The following is a 21416-nucleotide window of genomic DNA, read 5'->3' as shown; positions in this document are numbered from 1 at the left end:
CGGGATACGGCCGAGTCGCCACCCGGCCACGTCTCGCGTCGGGGGTGTCGTGAGCCCCCCGACGCACCACCGGCTGACCCCCGCCCGTACACGGGTGGTGGCGTCATGGTCGCAACAGGTCATCGCTTCGTACGTTTCCTCAGGTCAGCCCGTTGCCTCAGAGAGCCGGAGACCGGACATGCCCGAGCCCACCACAGCCGTCGCCGAACCCCTCCGGGGAACGCGCGACGCACCGCCCGCCGGAAGCGAGTTCGCGCCCCTCCTGCGCACGGTCCGGGGCCAGGGACTGCTGGAACGGCGGCGCACCTGGTACGCGCTCGGCATCGCCGGCAACGCACTCGCCCTGGCGGGCATCGTCACCGGCATCGTCCTGACCGGCGATTCCTGGTGGTCCCTGCTCCTGGCACCGCTGCTCGCCGTGTTCGGTGCCCGCACGGCCTTCATCGGCCACGACGCGGGCCACTCCCAGATATCCGCCGGAAAGTCGGCGGCCCACTTCATCGGCCTGATCCACGGCAACCTGCTCCTGGGCATGAGCTACGCCTGGTGGAACGACAAGCACAACCGCCACCATGCCAACCCCAACCACATCGACAAGGACCCGGACGTCGTCGCCGACGTCCTCGTCTTCACCGGCGCACAGGCCAAGGAGCGGTCGGGCTTCCGGCGCCGGCTGACCCGCAACCAGGCCTGGCTGTTCTTCCCCCTCACCCTCCTCGAAGGTGTCGCCCTGAAGATCCACGGCTTCCAGGACCTGCGCCGGCAGTCACCCCGGGAGCGCGCGGTGGAGGGCCTGCTGCTGGTGACCCACGTCGCCGCGTACGCGACGCTGCTGCTCACCTCGCTCTCCCCGGGCAAGGCCCTCGCGTTCGCCGCCCTCCACCAGGCGCTGTTCGGCCTGCACCTGGGACTGGCCTTCGCCCCCAACCACAAAGGCATGGAGATGCCCGACCCGAACGGCGAGCGCTGGGGGCATCTGCACCGGCAGGTGCTCACCTCGCGCAACATCCGCGGCGGCGCCCTGACCGACTGGTTCCTCGGCGGCCTCAACTACCAGATCGAGCACCATCTCTTCCCCAGCATGCCCCGCCCCCATCTCCGGCTCGCCCAGCCCCTGGTGCGCGCACACTGCCGGGAGTTGGGTATTCCCTATGCGGAGACCGGACTCGTCGACTCCTACCGGCAGGCCCTGCGTCACCTGCATGCAGTGGGGGAGCCCCTCAGGGCGGAATGACGGACAGTGTTCTCAGGGACGAGTCGGGGTCGTACCTCAGGGACGTCTCAGGGTCGTGGTCCGGAACCGCGGGAGGCGCGGGCCCGTTTTCAGGACAGAGAGCGGCACAGGCCGCGAAGGAGGCGACGTACATGTCGAACAACGCGAAGATCGCCATAGGAGGTGTGGCGCTCGGGCTCTTCCTGTGGATCTGGCTGCCCTTCTGGGCGGTGGTCCTGATCGTCCTCGGAATCCCGACCGCCGCATACCTCACGCTGGACCCCTCGCAGCGGCGCAGGCTGCGCCGCATCACCCGCAAGGAGCTCGGCCGCTGAAGCACTACCGCACCGGATCGGCCCGGTCGGCCAGCGCGCAGGAGTCGACCACATCGCCGTCCGCGGGCCGTGCGACGGTATGGTCCGCGGGCGGCTGCGCGCCCGTCTCCACCCAGGAGACCAGCGCGTCGAGCGCCGAGCGGTAGCAGGGCAGGATCGGCCGCAGCCGGTCCGGATAGGTGTCGTACAACCCGTCGACGTGCGTGCCGCCCTGGACCGTGTAGTAGCGGTGCAGTGCACCCCGTCCGCTCGCGGCCACCATGCGCGCGTACACGTCCGAGTCGGCGGCCTTGGGCAACAGCGCGTCCAGGTCGCCGTGCAGCGTGATCAGCGGCCGGCCGATGCGCCCCGTGAGCGCCACGCGGGCCACGGCGCGATGGACGGACGCGGGCCGCGACGCATAGTCGTACACCGCGTCGGCGGGGCAGGGCGACAGGATCTGCTCCACGGTGCTGCCGGCGGACGGGCCGGGGCAGCCGCGGTCGTACGTCGGGTCGAACTCGGCGCGGTAGATCTTCTGCGTGACGCCCCAGTACGCCTTCTCGTGGTACGGCCACAGAAACTCCGAGCCACGCGCGAAGCCCACCGCGTACAGGTCCTCGTCCCGCGCCGAGCCCAGCATCCGCGCCACCGCCGTCGGCAGCGAGGTGAGCAGGCTCGGCCCGTCCGCGGTCCACAGCGCGCCCTCCCAGTCCACGCCGCCGTCGTACAGCTCCGGGTGGTTCTCCAACTGCCAGCGGGTGAGATAACCGCCGTTGGAGATGCCGGTCATGTACGTGCGGCGCGCGGCGTGCCCGTACCGCTGTGCCACCGCGCGCTTCGCCGCTCGGGTGAGCTGAGTGGTCCGCGCGTTCCACTCGGCGACCGCGTCACCGGGCCGGGATCCGTCGCGGTAGAAGTCGGCACCGCTGTTGCCCTTGTCGGTCGCTGCGTACGCGTAACCCTGGGCGATCACCTGGTCGGAGATCGCCGTGTCCGTCGCGTACTGCCTGCGCGTGCCGGGAGCGCCGGTGACCACCAGGCCGCCGTTCCAGTGGTCGGGCAACCGGATGACGAACTGCGCGTCGTGCCGCCAGCCGTGGGTGGTGTTGAAGTGTGAGGAGTCCGGGAAATAGCCGTCGATCTGCAGCCCAGGAACCCCGGACGGGGTACGGGTCGCCTTGGCCGTCAGTCCCGCCTGATCGGCCATGTCGGTGTACGGCGTACCGGCGAGCCCGGTCGTGGTCAGGTCGGGCAGACAGGCGCTCTGCTGGAAGGCGGCGCCCGGCACGTGCACTCGCTCCTGGCGGACACAGTGATCCCCGCCGACTGCCGTGGCCTGGGCGGGAGCCGGCCAGGTGAGGGCCGCCGCCACCAGGGCGGCGGCAGCGAGCGGAACACCACGGGACGGACGCATGACGGACCTCCAGGGCAGGACGGCAGAGAACGAGGCCCGCGGGGGGAGCGGGCGCCAAGGCTGCCCCATCGTGCGGTCCGGCCTCCCCGGCATCCATGGGCCGGGACCACATGGAACGCGCCCACCACATGGCGGCTCAGAACAGGGGCCGCTGGTGAAGTGCCGTGCGAGGGAAGGAGATCGACGCAAGCAGTCAGGCGCAGACTTCGCCGCGAGTGCCGACGATCGTGCCGTGCCGTCGCAGAGCCTGTCCCGACAGCCTCACGACTGCCCGACGCCGCGGACTCGTCCGTACGCCTGGGGGTCCTGGTTGTTGCCCTGCCCGGCACGCACGTCAACGTGCCCGTCGGCACCCTGGTGTACAGGCCCCCCGCCGCGGCAGCGCGTGCGGGGTGCGGGTCCTGTGCTCACTCAGCTGGGCCGCACGGCCATCTTGTCGAGCGCCTCGAGCAGACCCGGCAGCTCCGGTCCGCGGCCCACCGGCAGCACCTCGCCGGGCTCCGCGTCGAGCAGCACGAACGCGATGTCGTCGGTACGGGCGACGAGCGACCAGCCCGGACCGTCGGCACGCAGGGTCCGCGCGTCGCCCGGGGCGAAGGACGACCGGACGCGGCCGAGAGGCGGCGGAGTGTCCACGTACGCGCGCGCCTCGGCGAGCACCCGCCGGACCCCGCCGTGCCGCGGCTGCCCGTCCGCAGCGGCCGGAGCGTCCCCCTTCTCGGCGTCCTCCGCGGGCTTCTCCGCGGCCTCGGAGGCCCCGCCAGGAGTCGGGAATGCGGAGTCGTCTATCTGCTCCCGCCACACTGCCCACTGCAGCGCGATCTCGTCAGCGCCCAGCCGCCGCTGAGCCGGCCCCCACCTGCTGGTGTCCGGCGGTGCCAGCGGTGGACCGTCCGCGACCTCGGGGCCGGGATCGTGCGGCTCGGGCACACCGGGAGCCGCCACGGCGACCGCCAGCGGCCAGCCCGGCAGCGCGGCCACGACCGAGCGCTCGTCCGGCGACAGGTCGTACTCCATCCCGCAGTCCCAGGACGCGATCGCGACGGCGACCAGAGAGACGTCGTCGACCACGACCGTCCACCGGGCGCCGTCACCGTCCTGGCCGAGCACCAGGCCGTATCCGTCGGCGAGCGGCGCGAGGCCGAGCGCCGCGCAGGCTTCCGGATAGTCGTCGCCCAGCACGCTCGGGAACTTCGCCGGCGTCAGAAGTACCGCCGTGAGCACATAAAGCGCATCGTCCGCGGCGGCGACGGCGTCCTCGTCCGTCCCGACCATCCCAGCCTCCCCATCGATTCATCCGATCGCGCGCACCCTAGTGCGAGCGGAAGCAGCTTGTCACGACTCACAAGCACACCCGGAGCTGCAGTTTTCCGGCTGGACGGGGCGAATCGACCGCACCTGACCCGACGCGTCAGGCCACCGGGAGCCCCAGAAGCGCGCGGGCCACCGCCCCCGGCGACTCGTCGCGCTCCCGCGCGAGCGCAATGATCGCCCGGCACGCCAGCTCGTTGACCCCGAAAGACAGCGCCTCCGGCGACACCCAGCCCGCTGCCTCCTCGATCCTGTCCTGGTCGTCCTCCGCACACGCCGAGACGTACGCGGCCGCGGCTTCGAAAAGATTGTGTGTACGTTTGTCCCCGCGGTCGCCGATGTCCGCGCGAACGGCGTTGAGGAATCTCGCACAGGACTTGCGCACCTTGCCCAACATGCTGACCACCTTCCCCCTGCGTGGTTGCCCTGGCCGACCGTTCATCTCCTGCTGTTCAACGTAGAGTTGGACCTCCGGCGACAGAAGGGGGACGTCGGGGTGAAGCGCTTCCAGCGGCTCGTACGCCGTACCCGGCAGCGGGCGGCTGCTCGCCGGGGCGGCGGAACTCACCGGCGGTGGATCGACGCCTACGTGCGCGCCGGTTGTCGCGCCACGGGACCGTCGCCGCCATCCACTACCGCAACACGAGCCGGCACATGGGCATCAAGAGCTGTCCGAACGGCTACGAGCTGAACGAACTGGGCACTCGTCCGGTTCCGGGGTGCAGGGCTGCCCCGTGCGGCGCGGGAACGGATCAGCCGTCGAGTGACCCGATCGTCTCCCGCAGCCAGGCGAGTTCGGCCCGGGACGTGGCCCGCGCGATGGTCAGCAGCCCACGGCGGAAGGGATCATCCAGTTCCTCGGCGCGCAGCGGCCGGTCACCGTCGTAGAAGAAGCTCGCCGGTTCCTCGAGGAAGGCCAGCCTGCGCCGGAGCACGGCCGCCTGTGCTGCCGGGGCGTCGAGGTGGCGCAGGAAGGCGAGGACCGTGAACCACCGGTTCTCGTCGGTGATGTCGCGCAGGTCGGGCTCGGCGAGCCGCCTGCGCAATTCATCTCTGCCCTTCTCGGTGAGCGTCAGGACGTGACGCGGGGCGGCCACGGCCCCGGGTTCCGTGGCGCGCGCCAGCAGGCCCGCATTCTCCAGGCGCTTGATCGCCGGGTACAGGGTGCTCTCGGCGACCGGCTTCACATGGCCCGTCAGCGCGTTGATGCGCTTGCGCAGCTCGTAGCCGTGCAGTGGGGCGTCGTACAGGAATCCGAGGATCGCCAGCTCCAGCATGCCCGCATTCTTCCTCACGGGCGCTGTACATCGCCAGTCTTGTATATCGACTTCGCTATACCTCGGTGGCGATGTATCTTCCTGGTGAGTCGAGAGTGACCGTCGTGCATCAGGGAGGACGCTGTGAAGCAGGCCGAGTTCGACGGCAGGGGAAGCTGCATCCGCTGGACGGAGACGCCCGGCGAGGAACCCGCGCGCGTGTACGTGCACGGCCTGGGTTCGATGTCGGCCGTGTACCACGCGCACATCGCGGCCCGCCCCGAACTCGCGGGCCGACGCAGCCTGTTCGTCGATCTGCCCGGGCACGGCATCAGTGATCGCCCCCAACACTTCGGCTACACCCTCCAGGAGCACGCTGATGCCCTGGCCGCCGCCCTGGACACGGCGGGCCTGACGGGAGCGGAGCTGGTGGCGCACAGCATGGGCGGAGCCGTCGCCATCGTGCTCGCCCACCGGCGGCCCGACCTGGTCTCCCGGCTGGTCCTCACGGAGGCCAACCTCGACGCCACCCCGCCGCCCACCGCAGGCAGCAGCGGCATCGCCGCCCACGAGGAGGACGCGTTCGTCGACGGCGGCCACGCGCGCGTGCTGGAGAACGTCGGTCCTCTCTGGGCGGCGACCATGCGGCTGGCAGATCCGCGTGCCCTGCACCGCTCGGCCGTCGGTCTGCGGCGCGGCTCGGAGCCCGTCATGCGCAGCATCCTCGAACAGCTGCCGATCGAGCGCGTCTATCTGCAGGGCGAGCTGAGCGGTGAACTCGCGGGCAGGCAAGCCCTGGAGGCGGCGGGTGTGCGCGTGGTGACGGTGGCCGGCGCGGGCCACAACGTCATGTTCGACCACCCCGACGTCTTCGCGGCGGCAGTCGCCGGCCGCTGCTGAGCCGTCAGTCCTCCCGCGCGGCCAGCGCCAGGAAGCGGGCGTCCTCGTCGACGTACGAGGTCATCCGCCAGCCCGAAACGGCCAGCAGCGGACGGAGGTTGGGCTCCGCGCGCAGGTCGTCCGGAGTGATCCGGCGGCCCTGCCGTGCCGCCAGTGCCGCCCGGCCGATGGGATGGAACAGCGCCAGTGTGCCGCCGGGGCGGACGACGCGGGCCAACTCCCGCAGGTTCTCCACCGGTTGGGGAAGATGAGCGATCAGCCCAGCGGCGAACACCGCGTCCAGCGCCTCGGACCGGAGCGGCAGCGCGGCGACGTCGGCGAGCAGCAGCTGCCCGTCGTGGCCTCTGCCCGCCCGTACGGCGGCCTGGAGCATCGCGGGGGTCAGATCGGCCCCGACGACCACTCCCGAGGTGCCCACGGCGGCGCGCAGCGGCGTCAGGGCCCGGCCGGTGCCACAGCCCGCGTCGAGCACGCGGTCGCCCTCGCGCAGCCCGAGCTCGGCGACCGCGGCGCCGTAGGCGGGACCGTCGTCGGGGAACCGGCTGTCCCAGTCGGCGGCTCGGGCGCCGAAGAATTCCTGGACATGTGTGTGGTCGTCGCTCATGTTCCGCATGATCCCTCACCGACACGGATGACGCTGCGGCGCACATGTTCGAGCGGGGCGCGATCGTTCAGGTACATCTCTGCGTCATATTCCAACAGCTTTCGAAAGGCGCGCCCTCTGTGCGCCCCTGCCAGGACTAGCGTCCCGGGGCCATGGGACACCTGGACCACGCCACCTTCGGCTGGCTTACCCCCGTGCTGTCGTATGTGATGGCCTGCATCGGCGCCGCACTGGGACTGCGCTGCACGGTCCGTGCGCTGGGCGCCACAGGGCGCTCGCGCCGCAACTGGCTCATCACCGCGGCCTCCGCGATCGGTACCGGCATCTGGACCATGCACTTCGTGGCCATGCTCGGCTTCGGCGTCAGCGGGACCGACATCCGCTACGACGTGCCGCTGACCATCGTGAGCCTGCTCGTCGCCATGATCGTGGTCTGTGCCGGGGTCTTCGCCGTCGGCTACAGCCGTGATCGCACCCGCGCGCTCTTCCTCGGCGGACTCACCACCGGGGTCGGTGTCGCGAGCATGCACTATCTCGGCATGGCCGCGGTGCGGCTGCACGGTCACGTCAGCTACGACCCGGCGCTCGTCGCACTCTCCGTCCTGATCGCCGTCGTAGCGGCGACGGCGGCCCTGTGGGCGGGGCTCAACATCAAGTCGCCCATTGCCGTCACCGTCGCCTCCCTGATCATGGGCGCCGCGGTGACCAGCATGCACTACACCGCGATGTTCGCGGTGAGCGTCCGCGTCACACCCTCTGGCCACGCCCTCCCCGGGGCCACGGCGATGCAGTTCATCTTCCCCCTCGCCGTCGGCCTCGGCTCCTATCTGTTCCTGACCTCGGCCTTCGTCGCGCTGTCGCCGACGACCGGGGAGCGCGAGGCATCCGCCTCGGCCCAGCGGCCGGTCGAGAGCGCCGTCGCCCGCTAGCGATGACCCGGCCCGCCCCCGTACCACTCCCGAGCGAGGAGGCCATGCGTACACCCCGTAGGACCCCCAGCCCCGGCGCCGAGGCGCCGCCCCCGCCTCCCGTGCGCGGCCGTCGCGCCCACGCCGGCCCGCCCGCCGACGAGGTCCCGGACGAGACCGCGGGCGCGGCGCCGGCTGACGCACCCGCGCCCGGAGTCCGCTGGCGGATACGACCGCGCACCGTCCGCGCCAAGATCGTGTGTCTGCTCATGGTTCCGGTCGTCTCGCTGCTTGCCCTGTGGGCGTACGCCACCGTCAGCACCGCCCAGGACGTGGCCCGGCTACGGCAGTTGCAGCGCGTCGACTCCCAGATCCGCACCCCGGTCGCCACGGCCGTCGCCGCACTGCAGGCCGAGCGCTCGGCCGCGGTGCGCTCCGCGACCGCGCCCTCGGCCGATCGGAGCGACGACTACAGGAAGCTCGCGGACCGCACCGACCAGGCCGTGGCAGGGCTGCGGCTCGGGGGCGACCACACCGTCGCCGACAGTGAGGAACTGCCCTCCGGAGTGGCCCAGCGGCTCAAGACCTTCGTCACCGGCGCCGAACAACTGCGGTCCCTGCGCACCGCGGTGCTCGACCGCCGCGCGAACTGGGACATGACGTACGGGCAATACACCAGGACCATCAACAGCGCCTTCGCGGTGGGCGGCGCGCTCACCGGCATCCAGGACGCAGATCTGGGCTCCGACGCGCGCGTGCTGCTCGAATTCTCCCGTGCAGGCGAGGCGTTGGCCCAGGAGGACTCGGTGCTCTCAAGTGCCCGCCTGACCCGTGGACTCAGCGGCGAGCGGCTGCGGCTTTTCACCGGAGCCGTCGACACCCGCCGCACGCTCACCGAGGCCGCCGTCGCCGACCTCAGCGGCCCCGAGCGCACTGCCTGGCGCACCCTCGCCGACGGCAACGCCTACGCCACTCTGGGCCGTACGGAGGACCGGATCCTCGCCACCGCCCCGGGCGGGCGCGCGATCGCCGCGGCACCCGAAGCCACCTGGAACCCGGCGCACGCGCGCGTGCAGGACGGAATGCGGACGATCGAGCAGGACGCCGGGCGCGGCGTCGCACACCGCGCCGATCCGTTCACCCGCGGACTGCTCACCCCGGCCGGCGCCGCGGTGCTCCTCGGCCTTGCCGCGGTGGCCGCCTCGCTCGTCATCTCGGTCCGCATCGGACGCGGCCTCGTCGTGGAACTGGTCAGCCTGCGCAACAGCGCCCTGGAGATTGCCCGCCGGAACCTCCCCGAGGCCATGCGGAAGCTGCGCGCCGGCGAGGAGATCGACATCCAGGCCGAGGCCCCGCCGGGACCACCCGCCGAGGACGAGACCGGACAGGTCGCCGAGGCCCTCAGCACGGTCCACCGCGCCGCCCTGCGCGCAGCGGTCGAGCGCGCCGAACTCGCCAGCGGCATCTCCGGGGTCTTCGTCAACCTCGCCCGCCGCAGCCAGGTCCTCGTCCACCGCCAACTGAGCCTCCTCGACAGCATGGAACGCCGCTCCGACGACCCGAACGAGCTCAGTGACCTCTTCCGCCTCGACCACCTCACCACCCGTATGCGGCGCCACGCCGAGAGCCTGATCATCCTCTCCGGAGCGGCACCCGGCCGGGCCTGGCGCATGCCGGTCTCGCTGACCAACGTGGTGCGCGCGGCCGTGTCCGAAGTCGAGGACTACGCGCGCGTGGAGGTGCGACAGCTCCCCGAGGCCTCCGTCGTCGGCTCGGCCGTCGCCGACCTCACCCACCTCCTGGCCGAGGTCGTCGAGAACGCGGCCCAGTTCTCGCCGCCCCACACGCGCGTGCGCATCACCGGCGAACCCGTCGGCAACGGCTATGTCATCGAGGTCGAGGACCGCGGGCTGGGCATGGGCACGGAGACCCTCACCGAGGCCAACCGCCGCATCGAACAGTCCGAGGCCCTCGACCTCTTCGACAGCGACCGGCTCGGCCTCTTCGTGGTCAGCAGGCTCGCGGCCCGCCACGGCATCAAGGTGCACCTGCGCACCTCCCCCTACGGCGGCACCACCGCGGTCGTCCTGCTGCCCACCGCCCTGCTGCAGGGCGGCGCGGCGGAACGTTCCCCCGCCAAGGCCGCGGATCCGCAGCGGCCGGTGGAACGCGAGTACGCGCGCGTGCCCGACGCCGTCCTGCACCAGGACTCCGTCCCGGCGACGACCGAGCGGCCCGCCCTGGTGGCCCACGTACCGGCCGCGGTGGACACGACGTCCGACACCCCACCCCCCGGAGTCACCACCTTGCGCCTGCACCGTCCCCCGGAGGACACCGAAGAGTCCGACGACCTGCCCCGCCGCGTACGCCAGGCAAGTCTCGCCCCCCAACTGCGCGAACAGCGCCCCGAGGAGCCCGCCCAACCGCCGGCCTCCGCCCGCGACGACCGGCGCACCCCCGAGATCGTGCGGGACCGCATGGCTGCCTACCGCGACGGCTGGACGCGCGGCGGTGGCAGGCAACCCGGCCGCGGTGTGGGACCGGACCCCACACCGCGCAGCGACAGCAGCGAAGGAGACCGCGCATGATCCAGGACCCGAGCACGAGGGCCGACCGGCGTTCCGGCGAACTCGACTGGCTGCTGGACGACTTGGTGCTGCGTGTGAGCGAGGTACGGCACGCCGTGGTGCTCTCCAACGACGGACTCGCCGTGGGCGCCTCGAGCGACCTGCGTCGCGAGGACGCCGAACACCTCGCCGCCGTGGCCTCCGGCTTCCACAGCCTGGCCAAGGGCGCGGGACGGCACTTCGGCGCCGGCGGGGTGCGCCAGACCATGGTGGAGATGGACGACGGCTTCCTGTTCGTGGCCGCCGCGGGCGACGGCTCCTGCCTCGCCGTACTCACCGCCGTCACCGCCGACATCGGCCTGGTGGCCTACGAGATGGCACGACTGGTCAAACGCGTCGGCGAGCACCTGTACACGCCGACCCGTGTCACAGCGCGGCCACCGGCCGCCCGATGAGACACGAGGGTGGCGCGCGCACATGAACGCCGACAGCACCGGCACCCCGCTCGAGCCGGGCAGCCAGTGGTACGACGGAGAGGCCGGCCCTCTCGTCCGCCCGTACGCCATGACGGGCGGCCGCACCAGGCCCGGCCCCACCGGGGTTCGCTTCGACCTGATCGCCCTGGTCACCCTGGACGCGGGCGCACCCGGCGTCGACGACGACACCGGGCTCGGGCCGGAACACCGGGCCCTGATCGACCTGTGCCGCACCGAGACCCAGTCGGTCGCCGAACTCGCCGCGGGCGCCGACCTGCCCGTGGGTGTGGTCCGGGTGCTCCTGGGCGACCTGCTGGAACTCGGCTGCGTCACCGTCAGCCGTCCCGTACCGCCCGCACAGCTTCCTGACGAACGGATTCTGCGCGAGGTGATCGCAGGGCTACGGGCGTTGTAGATGACAGTTCACCACCACCCGGTCCCCTACGGGGCAACCCGGCACTCCCGAGAGAAGTGATCGATGGTCTCCGAGCACTCCGACGAGCAGGGCGGCGAGACGGCCGCACTGGCGTTGAAGATCCTGGTCGCCGGCGGATTCGGCGTGGGCAAGACCACCCTGGTGGGCGCGGTCAGCGAGATCAGGCCGCTGCGCACCGAGGAACTGCTCAGCGAGGCAGGCCAGTTGGTGGACGACACCGACGGCGTGGACCAGAAGGTCACCACGACCGTCGCCATGGACTTCGGACGCATCACCATCAGGTCCGGCCTCTCCCTGTACCTCTTCGGCACACCGGGCCAGGACCGCTTCTGGTTCCTGTGGGACGAACTGTCGCAAGGGGCCCTGGGCGCCGTGGTCCTCGCCGACACCCGGCGCCTGGAGGACTGCTTCCCGGCGGTGGACTACTTCGAGCACCGGCACATCCCGTTCGTGGTCGCCGTCAACTGCTTCACGGGCGCCCGCACCTACGGTGCCCAGGACGTCTCCCGCGCCCTTGATCTCGACCGGGGAACACCGGTGGTGCTGTGCGACGCCCGTGACCGCGACTCGGGGAAGGAAGTGCTGATCCGGCTCGTCGAGTACGCCGGGCGGATGCACACCGCCCGGCTGCTCGACTCGGTCGGCTGACGGGCACTCCCGGCAGGCGGCCCCGCTCAGCTCGCGACGGCCTTCTCCGCCAGCACCTTGTCGATCGTGACACGGATGAGGAGCTCCCCCGGAACCCCGTTGCGGGCCCCGAACTCCTCGGCACGCTCCTCGCCCATGTAGCGCGCCCCGATGCGGGCGGCCCACTGCCTGAGCTCGTCGAGATCCTCCGAAATCCGGGCACGGCCCTGCAGGACGACGAAGTCGAAGGGCGGCCGGTCGTCGTCCACGCACAGCGCGACCCGGCCGTCACGCACGACATTGCGCCCCTTCACGCTCGTGCTCGCCGTGTTGAACACCACGTCGTCTCCGTCGAGCACGAACCAGATCGGAGTCACGTGCGGGCTGCCGTCGGCCCGGACGGTCGCCAGCTTTCCGGTGCGGGTGCCGTGCGAGACGAAGTCCCGCCATTCCTTGTCGGTCATCTTCTGCGCCATGCCCCTATCCTCCTTGCCCGCGCCGCGGTCGTGGTGAAGGCTGGCGTGGAGATCCTCCGGCCAGGGGGAGTCATCACGCGGGGAGACCGGATCATGGTGCAGAACCAGGGACTTGGCTGGCTGTTGGACGACCTGACCGAGCGCGTCGAACATGTGCGGCACGCACTGGTCCTGTCCAACGACGGCCTGGTGACGGGAGCCAGTACGGGACTGCGGCGCGAGGACGCCGAACATCTTGCCGCCGTCTCGTCCGGACTGCACAGCCTGGCCAAGGGCTCGGGACGCCACTTCGGCGCGGGCAGAGTGCGCCAGACGATGGTCGAGTTCGACGACGCGGTGCTGTTCGTGACCGCCGCCGGCAACAGCAGCTGTCTGTGCGTGCTCAGCGGTGCCGAGGCCGACATCGGCCAGATCGCCTACGAGATGACCCTGCTCGTCAACCGAGTCGGCGAACACCTCGGCGTGGAGGCCAGGCAGCCCGAGCGAACGCCGACCACAGAGATCTGACCTGCACGTTTGCCGTCTCCCGTGGAGTTATCCACAGGCTCGCCACAAGATCCGCCGAAGCGGCTACGGTTTTTTCCGAGGCCGCGCGACCGGCGCGAGCCACAGACTCCACGGGGGAGACCGGCCATGTCGGGCAACACTGTCACACAACCGCACAGCACCTCCTGCGCGTCGAGCCGCGCGGCACGCGAACTGGGGCTCAGGCGAGGAGAGTTCGACCTCGCGGTGGACCTCGGATGCATCCGCACCCTGCCCGACGAAGGGGGCGGGGGCCGGCGGGTCACCCGCACGGAGATCGACCGACTGCACGCCGAGGACGGCTTCCCCGAGGCGCTGAAGCGACGCGTCGAAACCGTGGGCACGAAGGAGGGAGCAGCCCTTCTGCAAGTGACGCCCGGCAAGTTCACGCGGCTGGCCCGGCTCGGCGTGGTCAAGCCCGTCAAGTTCTACCTCAACCGGTACCGGGCCGTTGTCTGGCTCTATCTGGCAGAAGAGCTACGGCAGTTCGCAGCCGACGAGAACAACGCCCCGCTAATGACGGGCCGAACGCCCTCCGGTGCGCGGGAGCAGCTCGTGGAAGGGCTGGACCTGCGGCCCCGCAACTGGCGCTCGCGACACCTCGGATTCCTGCTGCGGCGGGCCGACAGCCATCCGTGGGCGTGCGCCGCGGCCGTGGCCTCCCTCCTCGACGCCGTCCAGGTCGCGGAAATCGTCCAGGACCCCTACGAGCGGGTCCACTTGAACCGGTTCCGTCCCAGGCCGCAGGGCCACGGCGCACCGGGTTCGCCCGCCGCGCACCTGGCCGAGAGCCTCACCATGGCGCAGGACCCGGACGAGATCGACTGGCTGCGGGCCGATCTCGCACAGGCAGTCAGCCATGCGCGCGGACTCCAGCCCGCGCCGCGCCCGACTGCCCGGCCGAGGCCGGCGGACGCAGGGGAACAGGAACGACTTGCACCGTCGACGGCACACAACCCACCCGCGCCGTCGACGGCCCCGGCACTGGATCCGCCCATGACCTCGACAGCCTTGGAACAAGACCCCTACGAGCCCGAGGAACCGGGGCGCTCACATGGTCTGCTGGGCTGGCTGCGCCGCAGAACTCCGTGAGCTACAGCGCCCGGAACAGACCTTCCTGGACCACCGACACCAGCAGCCGGCCCTCGACGTCGTAGATCCGCCCGCGGGCCAGACCCCGGCCGCCCGTCGCAACAGGCGATTCCTGGTCGTAGAGGAACCACTCGTCCGCGCGAAACGGCCGGTGGAACCACATGGCGTGGTCCAGCGAGGCGATGTCGAAGGTCCGTGGGCCCCACAGGGGTTCGACCGGGATGCGGACGGCGTCCAGGAGGGTCATGTCGCTGGCGTAGGTCAGCGCGCAGGTGTGCACGACCGGGTCGTCGCCCAGCGGCCCGACCGCGCGCATCCACACGGCGCTGCGCGGCTCGGCGTCCTTGGCCTCCTCCACGGTCCAGCGCAGCCGGTCCACGTAGCGGATGTCGAAGGGCTGACGGCGCGCCATCCGCTCGTACCGCTCGGGCAGTGCGCCCAGATGCTCCCTGATCTCCTCGGTGACCGTCGGCAGGGACTCCGGGGCCGGGACCTTGCGGGCCGGCGGGAGCTGGTGCTCGAAGGAACCTTCCTCAGGCTTGTGAAAGGAGGCGGTGAGATTGAAGATCGTGCGGCCCTGCTGCACGGCGGTGACCCGGCGGGTGGTGAACGACCTGCCGTCCCGCACCCGTTCGACCTGGTACACGATCGGCACACCCGGGCGGCCCGGGCGCAGGAAGTACGCGTGCAGCGAGTGCACCGGACGCTCGCCGTCCGTGGTGCGCGCGGCGGCAACCAGTGCCTGGCCCGCGACCTGGCCGCCGAAGACCCGCTGCAGGGACTCCTGCGGGCTCAGGCCGCGGAAGATGTTGACCTCGATCTGCTCCAGGTCGAGCAGATCTACCAGTCTCTCGGCCGGGTTCGTCATGCGGGGGATTCTCCTTGACTCACGACGCGGCTCACAGCTGGCCGACGTCGGTGACGCGGACGACCGCCCGGCCCTCGGTGTCGGAGGCCGCGAGGTCGACCTCCGCGCTGATGCCCCAGTCATGATCGCCGTTCGGGTCGGCGAAGATCTGGCGAACGCGCCACAGGCCGTGCTCCGGCTCCTCCTCGATGAGCAGCAGCTTGGGGCCGCGGGCGTCCGGGCCGGTGCCCAGGTCGTCGTACTCGTCCCAGTACTTGTCCATCGCCTCGCCCCATGCGTCGGCGTCCCAGCCCGAGTCGGCATCCAACTCGCCCAGTTCCTCGACCTGGTCGAGGGCGGCGAGCTCCACCCGGCGGAACATGGCGTTGCGGACCAGGACCCGGAAGGCGCGGGCGTTGGAGGTGACCGGCTTGACCTCGTCGGCCTTCTCCTGGGCCTCCTCGGCGGTCATCTCCTCCGGGTTGGCGAGCTGCTCCCACTCGTCCAGCAGGCTGGAGTCGACCTGGCGGACCATCTCACCGAGCCACTCGATGAGGTCCTGCAGGTCCTCGGACTTGAGGTCGTCGGGGATGTTGTGGTCGAGGGTCTTGTAGGCGCTGGCGAGGTAGCGCAGGACGATGCCCTCGGTGCGGGCCAGCTCGTAGAAGGACACCAACTCCGTGAAGGACATGGCCCGTTCGTACATGTCCCGGATGACGGACTTCGGCGACAGCGGATGGTCGCCCACCCACGGGTGGCTCTTGCGGTAGGTGTCGTAGGCGTGGAAGAGCAGCTCCTCCAGGGGCTTGGGGTAGCTGATGTCCTGGAGGCGTTCCATGCGCTCCTCGTACTCGACGCCGTCCGCCTTCATCGCGGCCACGGCCTCGCCCTTGGCCTTGTTCTGCTGGGCGACGAGGATCTGCCGCGGATCGTCCAGCGTCGACTCGACGACGGACACCATGTCCAGGGCGTAGGACGGCGATTCGGGTTCGAGGAGTTCGAATGCGGCGAGCGCGAACGTGGACAGCGGCTGGTTGAGCGCGAAGTCCTGCTGCAGATCAACAGTGAGGCGGACGATGCGGCCGGTGGCGTCCGGCTCGTCGAGCTTCTCGACGATGCCGCCGTCCAGCAACGAGCGGTAGATGGCGATCGCCCGCCGGATGTGCCGCAGTTGCTGCTTGCGCGGCTCGTGGTTGTCCTCCAGCAGATGGCGCATCGCCTCGAAGGCGTTGCCCGGGCGGGCGATCACCGACAGCAGCATCGTGTGCGTCACCCGGAAGCGGGAGGTCAGCGGCTCCGGATCGGAGGCAATGAGCTTCTCGAAGGTGTTCTCCGTCCACCCGACGAAGCCCTCCGGCGCCTTCTTGCGGACGACCTTGCGGCGCTTCTTCGGGTCGTCGCCCGCCTTCGCAAGGGCCTTCTCGTTCTCCACGACATGTTCGGGGGCCTGGGCGACGACAAAGCCGGCCGTGTCGAAACCGGCCCGCCCGGCACGGCCGGCGATCTGGTGGAACTCACGGGCGCGCAGCGTGCGCACACGGCTGCCGTCGTACTTCGTCAGCGCCGTGAACAGCACCGTGCGGATGGGCACGTTGACGCCCACACCGAGCGTGTCCGTACCGCAGATCACCTTCAGCAGACCGGCCTGCGCCAGCTTCTCCACCAGGCGCCGGTACTTGGGCAGCATCCCGGCGTGGTGGACGCCGATGCCGTGCCGCACATAGCGGGAGAGGTTGCGGCCGAACTTGGTGGTGAAGCGGAAGTTGCCGATCAGCTCGGCGATCTTGTCCTTCTCCTCCCGCGTGGACATGTTGATGCTCATCAGGGCCTGCGCCCGCTCCACGGCCTGCGCCTGCGTGAAGTGCACGATGTAGACCGGCGCCTGCCGGGTCTCCAGCAGCTCGGTCAGCGTCTCCGTGAGCGGGGTGAGCCGGTATTCGTAGGACAGCGGGACCGGGCGGGTCGCCGAGCGGACCACCGACGTGGGGCGGCCGGTGCGCCGGGTGAGGTCCTTCTCGAACATCGAGACGTCGCCGAGCGTGGCCGACATCAGGACGAACTGCGCCTGGGGCAGCTCCAGGATCGGGATCTGCCAGGCCCAGCCGCGGTCCCCCTCCGCATAGAAGTGGAACTCGTCCATGACGACCTGGCCGACGTCCGCGTCCTTGCCGTCGCGCAGTGCGATCGAGGCGAGGACCTCGGCGGTGCAGCAGATCACGGGCGCGTCCGAGTTGACGGACGCGTCGCCGGTGAGCATGCCGACGTTCTCGGTTCCGAAGATCTTGCACAGTTCGAAGAACTTCTCCGAGACGAGCGCCTTGATCGGAGCGGTGTAGAAGGTGACCTCGTCCCGCGCCAGGGCGGCGAAGTGCGCACCGGCAGCGATCATGCTCTTGCCGGAGCCGGTCGGCGTCGACACGATCACGTTCGCACCGGAGACCACCTCGATCAGCGCCTCCTCCTGATGGGGATAGAGGGTGAGACCTCGCTCCTGGGCCCACGACTCGAAGGCTTCGTAGAGGGCGTCGGGGTCGGCGGTCGGCGGCAGCTGATCGATGAGGGTCACGCACCCATCTTGCCTGGCGTCCTCCCCCATAGGGGAATCGGCTGTCGGCAGGAAGATCACGACCAGTACGCTGTGTCGCCGACGGAGCGTCAGCGCACCCGGTCAACTGGACAGCGGCACAAGAGGAATGGGGCGGGGAACGGCCATGATGGGACCAGCACACTCACTGTCGGGCGCTGCCGCCTGGCTCGGCGTCGGTGCGGCGGCCGCGGCGACCGGGCACCCGATGCCCTGGCCGGTCATCCTGGTCGGCGCTCTGATCTGCGCCGGAGCCGCTCTCGCCCCGGATCTGGACCACAAGGCGGCCACCATCTCCAGGGCCTTCGGCCCCCTCTCGCGCGGGCTGTGCGAGATCGTCGACAAGCTCTCCTACGCCGTCTACAAGGCGACGAGGAAGCAGGGCGACCCGCGCCGCTCCGGCGGCCACCGCACCCTCACCCACACCTGGCTGTGGGCGGTCCTGATCGGTGCGGGTACGTCGGTCGCCGCCATCACCGGTGGCCGCTGGGCGGTGCTGGCCATCCTCTTCGTCCACATGGTGCTGGCCATCGAGGGCCTGTTGTGGCGGGCGGCCCGCGGCTCCAGCAGCGACGTGCTGGTGTGGCTGCTGGCCGCGACCAGCGCCTGGATCCTCGCCGGCATCCTGGACAAGCCGGGCAACGGATCGGACTGGCTGTTCACCCAGCCCGGCCAGCAGTACCTGTGGCTGGGGCTGCCGATCGTGCTGGGCGCGATAGTCCACGACATCGGGGACGCGCTGACGGTCTCCGGCTGCCCGATCCTGTGGCCGATACCGGTGGGCCGTAAGCGCTGGTACCCGATCGGCCCGCCGAAGGTCATGCGGTTCCGGGCCGGCAGCTGGGTCGAGCTCAAGGTGCTGATGCCGGTGTTCATGCTGCTGGGCGGGGTGGGCTGCGCGGCGGCGTTGAACTTCATCTGAGAGAGCCCGCCCGCAGGGGTGAGGTCCGGACGGCCACGGGCCCACTCCGCGTGCCTGCCCCAGGTCAGTCCCTCCACTGCTCGGCCGGGGACACACCGGGCAGTGGCCGGCCGATCACGGCGAGCGGGATGTAGAAGAAGACCTGGCAGATGGAGATCGTCAGGGTGACCAGGGCCTTCTCCTCGTAGTGCTTGGCGGCCTCCGCGTACAGCTCGTCGGAGACTCGCTCACCGTGCGGGTTCGGGGTGAGCACCGCCTCGACCAGGGCGAGAGCGACCCGCTCGGCGTCGGTGAAGCAGTGGGCGTCCTGCCAGGTCGCCACGCCCATGATCCGCTCGTCGGACTCGCCCGCCTTGCGCAGGTTGCCGGTGTGCAGGGACGTCAGGTAGGTGTTTCCGACCAGCTGGCCGGCGCGCAGTTGCAGCAGGCTGATGGTGGTCTGTGGGATCGAGCCGTTGCCGGTGGCCTTGAACAGGGCTCCGTTGACCGGACCGAACTCGGGGACCAGCTTGAGCGGGTTGGGCAGGCGCGACTGCGTGGTCATGGCGTTTCCTTCCACAATCCTCGGGATGCTTTCGTTGGGCTGACGGATCCCGGGGGGCGGATGTGACCGCCGAACGCCATGAATTTTCCGGTCGGGTTCTCAGGTGCCCTGGCCGCCCGCCCCTGAGCCGTAGCGCCGCTCGAACTGGGCGATACGCCCCTCCGTGTCCACGGTCCGTGCCTTGCCGGTGTAGAACGGGTGGCTCTCGGAGGAGATCTCCACGTCCACCACCGGATATGTCTCTCCGTCGTCCCACTCGATGGTCTGGTCGCTGGTCGCGGTGGACCGGGTCAGGAAGGCGTAGCCTGCGGCACGGTCGCGGAAGACGACCTGGTGGTAGTCGGGGTGCTTGTCCTGCTGCATACGGTGCTCCTTGGCTGGTCGGCGGCTGGTCAGCCGGACAGGGCGTCCTCGTCGACGATGTGCATGGCCGCTTCCTCGGCGGAGGCCGCCGCGCCGTCGATGCCGACGTCCCGGGCGACCAGGGCGCTCTCCTCGTCCTCGTGCGCGCCCTCGTCCGGTGCCACGAGACGGCCGGAGCGAGCGGCGCCGACCTCGTTGTCCAGGAGTTCCCCGTCGGTGCCCTCGCAGTCGCCGATGCCGTCGGTGTCGGGCATCACAAGGTCCGGCAGTTCCTCGGCGAGCCGCTGGTCCAGGGTCTCCCCGTGCTGCCGCTCCGCCGCCGTCACATCGGCGCGCTCCACTGCCCATGGTCGGTCCGGAGGGGACCAGCCCCGGTCGAGGGGGTCGTCGACGCCGTCGTCGACCAGGGTGTCCTCCACGTCGAGCAGCCCGGAGTCCTCCTGGATCTCGGATCCGTCGGGCTGGTAGACGTCGTCTCCCCATCCGTCGGCGCTGTTCACGGGTACCTCCAGGTGGTGGGGACGGGCCCGTTTCTCACCGCGCGGGGCTTCGGTGCGCCGTGACGCGGAGCACAGGCTGCGCCCGAGGGGACTTGTCGGTCCCAGGGCGCTCCCCGAGCCGGTGCCGATATCCAGCCTTCCACCCCTGTTCGGGACTGCGCAACGGCACGGCACCAGGGAGGTACGCAGCGCAGGGGGAAGCCGCTCTGTGGGGCATGCCCGAGAGTCGCGGGGCGGGGCCGACGTCAGCTGCGCAGCACGGCCGATGACCAGACGTGGCCGTCGTCCGTCACCAGATCGACGCGGTCGATCGTGCCGGCCGACCCGTACGCGATCCAGGTGGCCCGGCCGGACGCCGGCATCCACCACTGGCCGGCGTTGCGGGAGGAGCCGTCCTTGAGCAGGAGCCGGCAGGTGTAGTGGGTGCCGGGCCGGCCGGCCGTGATCTGCATGACCAAGACGTGCTCGTTCCCGGCCCGGCTCGGTTCGACGGTGCCCACCCGCGCCCCCGAGCCGGTGAGCAGCAGACCTCCGTGGTCACTCGCCGTCACCTGGACCGGGGCGGACTCGTGGTGCAGGAGTGCGGTGCCGGCCGTGCCCAGGCACAGCCCGGCCGCGGCGGCAGCGGCGACCAGCAGCGGGGTCCGGCGGCGCCGGCGGGCGGGGGAGGGGCGGCGCAGGTCCAGGCGGTCGAGGACCCGGGCGTCGAAGCCGGGCGGGGCCGCGACCGCAGGAGCCGCGGGCAGCACCGCGTCGACGGCCGCCGACAGGTCGTCGTAGGCCCTGCGGCAGGTGGCGCAGACGGTGAGGTGGCGCAGCAACTCCGCCGGTTCGCCGGGGAGGGTGCCGAGAGCCAGGGCGGTCAGTTCGTCCTCGTCAGGGTGTTCCATCGCGGCTTCCCTCCTTCAGTGCGTCGCGCAGCCTGCGCAGGCCGGTGCGGATGCGGGTCTTGGCGGTGCCCAGGGGGATGCGCTCGTGCCGACCCACCTCGGCGGCGGTGCAGCCGCCGAGCACGGCGAGCGCCACCGCCCGGGCCTGCTCGACCGGCAGGGCCCGCAGCCGGTCGAGGGCCCGCTCGCTCTCCAGGGCGATCAGGGCGAGTCGCTCCGTGCCGGCGGAGTCGTTCTCGGCCCGCAGGGTCACGTCCAGGAGTCGCTCCATGGTCTCGGCCAGGACGGGAGTGGAGCGCCGCGCCCGCACGGCGTCGATCGCGGCGTTGCGGGTGATGGTCAGCAGCCAGGTGAGCGCCGAGCCCCGCCGGGGGTCGTAGTTCCCCGCGGCCCGCCAGGCCCGTACGAACACCTCCTGGCTCACGTCCTCGGCGAGTACCGGATCACGGGTCACCGACAGCGCCAGCCCGTAGACCGCGTCCTGGAAGCGGCGCACGAAGGCGGCAGCCGCCTGCTCGTCGCCCAGCGCGAATCCGGCGACGAGCGCGGCGTCGTCGACCCGGTCGGCACGCGGGAACAGCTCCACGTTCATATGTACGCACGGGAGCACCGAAAGGATTGACCGCAATCCACCCCAATCCGTC

At 70.9% G+C, this 21416-nt stretch carries 24 protein-coding genes; 11 read left to right on the top strand and 13 right to left on the bottom strand.

What is annotated here, in order from left to right; translation table 11 throughout:
* The first annotated feature begins 178 nt into the window (after positions 1 to 178).
* Positions 179 to 1234 carry a fatty acid desaturase family protein gene (locus IH68_RS0109735; protein WP_030931557.1) on the top strand — a complete coding sequence of 352 codons (1056 nt, stop codon included), beginning with the start codon at positions 179 to 181 and terminating at the stop codon, positions 1232 to 1234.
* A 131-nt stretch (positions 1235 to 1365) separates the two neighbouring features.
* Positions 1366 to 1548 carry a hypothetical protein gene (locus tag IH68_RS0109730; RefSeq protein ID WP_030931554.1) on the top strand — a complete coding sequence of 61 codons (183 nt, stop codon included), beginning with the start codon at positions 1366 to 1368 and terminating at the stop codon, positions 1546 to 1548.
* 4 nt (positions 1549 to 1552) lie between these two features.
* On the opposite strand, the gene IH68_RS0109725 is transcribed toward IH68_RS0109730, so the two are convergent.
* From IH68_RS0109725 to IH68_RS0109710, 4 genes are all read right to left on the bottom strand, one after another.
* The gene (locus IH68_RS0109725) at positions 1553 to 2944 is read right to left on the bottom strand and encodes a tannase/feruloyl esterase family alpha/beta hydrolase (protein WP_030931551.1); all 1392 of its coding nucleotides are present in this window, start codon (positions 2942 to 2944) and stop codon (positions 1553 to 1555) included.
* 411 nt (positions 2945 to 3355) lie between these two features.
* Positions 3356 to 4219: a hypothetical protein gene (locus IH68_RS0109720; RefSeq protein ID WP_030931548.1), complete on the bottom strand. Its 864-nt coding sequence runs from the start codon at positions 4217 to 4219 to the stop codon at positions 3356 to 3358.
* 136 nt (positions 4220 to 4355) lie between these two features.
* A complete protein-coding gene (locus IH68_RS0109715) occupies positions 4356 to 4652 on the bottom strand; it encodes a hypothetical protein (protein WP_030931546.1) in 297 nt (98 codons plus the stop codon).
* 355 nt (positions 4653 to 5007) lie between these two features.
* Positions 5008 to 5532 carry a PadR family transcriptional regulator gene (locus IH68_RS0109710; protein WP_030931543.1) on the bottom strand — a complete coding sequence of 175 codons (525 nt, stop codon included), beginning with the start codon at positions 5530 to 5532 and terminating at the stop codon, positions 5008 to 5010.
* A gap of 123 nt (positions 5533 to 5655) precedes the next feature.
* On the opposite strand from IH68_RS0109710, the gene IH68_RS0109705 reads away from it, so the two are divergent.
* Positions 5656 to 6411: an alpha/beta fold hydrolase gene (locus IH68_RS0109705; protein WP_030931540.1), complete on the top strand. Its 756-nt coding sequence runs from the start codon at positions 5656 to 5658 to the stop codon at positions 6409 to 6411.
* Positions 6412 to 6415: 4 nt separating this feature from the next.
* Here IH68_RS0109705 and IH68_RS0109700 read toward each other — a convergent pair whose 3' ends face one another.
* Positions 6416 to 7015, bottom strand: a complete 600-nt coding sequence (locus IH68_RS0109700; RefSeq protein WP_030931537.1) for a class I SAM-dependent methyltransferase — start codon at positions 7013 to 7015, stop codon at positions 6416 to 6418.
* A 152-nt stretch (positions 7016 to 7167) separates the two neighbouring features.
* Here IH68_RS0109700 and IH68_RS0109695 point away from each other — a divergent pair, with 152 nt between their 5' ends.
* The 5 genes from IH68_RS0109695 to IH68_RS0109675 all read left to right on the top strand — a co-directional run bounded on the left by IH68_RS0109695 (position 7168) and on the right by IH68_RS0109675 (position 12050).
* Positions 7168 to 7944, top strand: a complete 777-nt coding sequence (locus tag IH68_RS0109695) for an MHYT domain-containing protein (RefSeq protein WP_030931534.1) — start codon at positions 7168 to 7170, stop codon at positions 7942 to 7944.
* A gap of 44 nt (positions 7945 to 7988) precedes the next feature.
* Entirely contained in the window at positions 7989 to 10511 is a 2523-nt protein-coding gene (locus IH68_RS0109690; protein WP_030931531.1) for a nitrate- and nitrite sensing domain-containing protein, read from the top strand.
* On the top strand, positions 10508 to 10945 hold the full coding sequence (locus IH68_RS0109685) for a roadblock/LC7 domain-containing protein (protein ID WP_030931529.1): 438 nt from the start codon (positions 10508 to 10510) through the stop codon (positions 10943 to 10945). Before IH68_RS0109690 ends, IH68_RS0109685 begins: the two co-directional genes overlap by 4 nt.
* 22 nt (positions 10946 to 10967) lie before the next feature.
* Complete coding sequence (locus IH68_RS0109680) at positions 10968 to 11381, top strand: DUF742 domain-containing protein (protein ID WP_030931528.1); 414 nt, start codon at positions 10968 to 10970, stop codon at positions 11379 to 11381.
* Between the two features lie 63 nt (positions 11382 to 11444).
* Positions 11445 to 12050: a GTP-binding protein gene (locus IH68_RS0109675; protein WP_030931526.1), complete on the top strand. Its 606-nt coding sequence runs from the start codon at positions 11445 to 11447 to the stop codon at positions 12048 to 12050.
* A 26-nt stretch (positions 12051 to 12076) separates the two neighbouring features.
* Here the strand turns inward: IH68_RS0109675 and IH68_RS0109670 are convergent, their stop codons facing one another.
* A complete protein-coding gene (locus IH68_RS0109670) occupies positions 12077 to 12505 on the bottom strand; it encodes a PPOX class F420-dependent oxidoreductase (protein ID WP_030931524.1) in 429 nt (142 codons plus the stop codon).
* A gap of 93 nt (positions 12506 to 12598) precedes the next feature.
* On the opposite strand from IH68_RS0109670, the gene IH68_RS0109665 reads away from it, so the two are divergent.
* Complete coding sequence (locus IH68_RS0109665) at positions 12599 to 13012, top strand: roadblock/LC7 domain-containing protein (RefSeq protein ID WP_030931522.1); 414 nt, start codon at positions 12599 to 12601, stop codon at positions 13010 to 13012.
* Between the two features lie 126 nt (positions 13013 to 13138).
* Positions 13139 to 14122 carry a DUF6397 family protein gene (locus tag IH68_RS0109660; protein ID WP_030931520.1) on the top strand — a complete coding sequence of 328 codons (984 nt, stop codon included), beginning with the start codon at positions 13139 to 13141 and terminating at the stop codon, positions 14120 to 14122.
* Between the two features lies 1 nt (position 14123).
* On the opposite strand, the gene IH68_RS0109655 is transcribed toward IH68_RS0109660, so the two are convergent.
* Together IH68_RS0109655 and IH68_RS0109650 are read right to left on the bottom strand one after the other, a co-directional pair.
* Positions 14124 to 14990 (bottom strand): acyl-CoA thioesterase, encoded by an 867-nt coding sequence (locus IH68_RS0109655; protein WP_030931518.1) that lies wholly within the window; start codon positions 14988 to 14990, stop codon positions 14124 to 14126.
* Positions 14991 to 15021: 31 nt separating this feature from the next.
* Positions 15022 to 17535: a DEAD/DEAH box helicase gene (locus IH68_RS0109650; protein WP_030931516.1), complete on the bottom strand. Its 2514-nt coding sequence runs from the start codon at positions 17533 to 17535 to the stop codon at positions 15022 to 15024.
* A gap of 145 nt (positions 17536 to 17680) precedes the next feature.
* On the opposite strand from IH68_RS0109650, the gene IH68_RS0109645 reads away from it, so the two are divergent.
* Positions 17681 to 18475 (top strand): metal-dependent hydrolase, encoded by a 795-nt coding sequence (locus tag IH68_RS0109645; RefSeq protein WP_030931513.1) that lies wholly within the window; start codon positions 17681 to 17683, stop codon positions 18473 to 18475.
* 64 nt (positions 18476 to 18539) lie between these two features.
* On the opposite strand, the gene IH68_RS0109640 is transcribed toward IH68_RS0109645, so the two are convergent.
* The 5 genes from IH68_RS0109640 to IH68_RS0109620 all read right to left on the bottom strand — a co-directional run bounded on the left by IH68_RS0109640 (position 18540) and on the right by IH68_RS0109620 (position 21364).
* Positions 18540 to 19019: a carboxymuconolactone decarboxylase family protein gene (locus IH68_RS0109640; protein ID WP_030931510.1), complete on the bottom strand. Its 480-nt coding sequence runs from the start codon at positions 19017 to 19019 to the stop codon at positions 18540 to 18542.
* A 99-nt stretch (positions 19020 to 19118) separates the two neighbouring features.
* Complete coding sequence (locus IH68_RS0109635; protein WP_030931507.1) at positions 19119 to 19382, bottom strand: type B 50S ribosomal protein L31; 264 nt, start codon at positions 19380 to 19382, stop codon at positions 19119 to 19121.
* A gap of 29 nt (positions 19383 to 19411) precedes the next feature.
* Positions 19412 to 19882, bottom strand: a complete 471-nt coding sequence (locus IH68_RS0109630; protein ID WP_030931504.1) for a DUF5709 domain-containing protein — start codon at positions 19880 to 19882, stop codon at positions 19412 to 19414.
* A 245-nt stretch (positions 19883 to 20127) separates the two neighbouring features.
* Positions 20128 to 20772, bottom strand: a complete 645-nt coding sequence (locus IH68_RS51690; RefSeq protein ID WP_030931501.1) for a hypothetical protein — start codon at positions 20770 to 20772, stop codon at positions 20128 to 20130.
* Positions 20759 to 21364 carry an RNA polymerase sigma factor gene (locus tag IH68_RS0109620; protein WP_030931497.1) on the bottom strand — a complete coding sequence of 202 codons (606 nt, stop codon included), beginning with the start codon at positions 21362 to 21364 and terminating at the stop codon, positions 20759 to 20761. Before IH68_RS0109620 ends, IH68_RS51690 begins: the two co-directional genes overlap by 14 nt.
* Positions 21365 to 21416 lie beyond the last annotated feature (52 nt).

The organism is Streptomyces sp. NRRL S-646 (assembly GCF_000720765.1).
Taxonomy (GTDB): Bacteria; Actinomycetota; Actinomycetes; order Streptomycetales; family Streptomycetaceae; genus Streptomyces.
Note: the sequence above shows the minus strand (reverse complement) of the source record. Positions and strands in the feature narration are given on the sequence as shown.

Coding starts and splice junctions, on each gene's coding strand:
- IH68_RS0109730 (WP_030931554.1), top strand. CDS start 1,366: ATGTCGAACAACGCGAAGATCGCCATAGGAGGTGTGGCGCTCGGGCTC.
- IH68_RS0109655 (WP_030931518.1), bottom strand. CDS start 14,990: ATGACGAACCCGGCCGAGAGACTGGTAGATCTGCTCGACCTGGAGCAG.
- IH68_RS51690 (WP_030931501.1), bottom strand. CDS start 20,772: ATGGAACACCCTGACGAGGACGAACTGACCGCCCTGGCTCTCGGCACC.
- IH68_RS0109700 (WP_030931537.1), bottom strand. CDS start 7,015: ATGAGCGACGACCACACACATGTCCAGGAATTCTTCGGCGCCCGAGCC.
- IH68_RS0109635 (WP_030931507.1), bottom strand. CDS start 19,382: ATGCAGCAGGACAAGCACCCCGACTACCACCAGGTCGTCTTCCGCGAC.
- IH68_RS0109735 (WP_030931557.1), top strand. CDS start 179: ATGCCCGAGCCCACCACAGCCGTCGCCGAACCCCTCCGGGGAACGCGC.
- IH68_RS0109690 (WP_030931531.1), top strand. CDS start 7,989: ATGCGTACACCCCGTAGGACCCCCAGCCCCGGCGCCGAGGCGCCGCCC.
- IH68_RS0109670 (WP_030931524.1), bottom strand. CDS start 12,505: ATGGCGCAGAAGATGACCGACAAGGAATGGCGGGACTTCGTCTCGCAC.
- IH68_RS0109715 (WP_030931546.1), bottom strand. CDS start 4,652: ATGTTGGGCAAGGTGCGCAAGTCCTGTGCGAGATTCCTCAACGCCGTT.
- IH68_RS0109620 (WP_030931497.1), bottom strand. CDS start 21,364: ATGAACGTGGAGCTGTTCCCGCGTGCCGACCGGGTCGACGACGCCGCG.
- IH68_RS0109645 (WP_030931513.1), top strand. CDS start 17,681: ATGATGGGACCAGCACACTCACTGTCGGGCGCTGCCGCCTGGCTCGGC.
- IH68_RS0109710 (WP_030931543.1), bottom strand. CDS start 5,532: ATGCTGGAGCTGGCGATCCTCGGATTCCTGTACGACGCCCCACTGCAC.
- IH68_RS0109680 (WP_030931528.1), top strand. CDS start 10,968: ATGAACGCCGACAGCACCGGCACCCCGCTCGAGCCGGGCAGCCAGTGG.
- IH68_RS0109660 (WP_030931520.1), top strand. CDS start 13,139: ATGTCGGGCAACACTGTCACACAACCGCACAGCACCTCCTGCGCGTCG.
- IH68_RS0109665 (WP_030931522.1), top strand. CDS start 12,599: ATGGTGCAGAACCAGGGACTTGGCTGGCTGTTGGACGACCTGACCGAG.
- IH68_RS0109695 (WP_030931534.1), top strand. CDS start 7,168: ATGGGACACCTGGACCACGCCACCTTCGGCTGGCTTACCCCCGTGCTG.
- IH68_RS0109640 (WP_030931510.1), bottom strand. CDS start 19,019: ATGACCACGCAGTCGCGCCTGCCCAACCCGCTCAAGCTGGTCCCCGAG.
- IH68_RS0109720 (WP_030931548.1), bottom strand. CDS start 4,219: ATGGTCGGGACGGACGAGGACGCCGTCGCCGCCGCGGACGATGCGCTT.
- IH68_RS0109685 (WP_030931529.1), top strand. CDS start 10,508: ATGATCCAGGACCCGAGCACGAGGGCCGACCGGCGTTCCGGCGAACTC.
- IH68_RS0109725 (WP_030931551.1), bottom strand. CDS start 2,944: ATGCGTCCGTCCCGTGGTGTTCCGCTCGCTGCCGCCGCCCTGGTGGCG.
- IH68_RS0109675 (WP_030931526.1), top strand. CDS start 11,445: ATGGTCTCCGAGCACTCCGACGAGCAGGGCGGCGAGACGGCCGCACTG.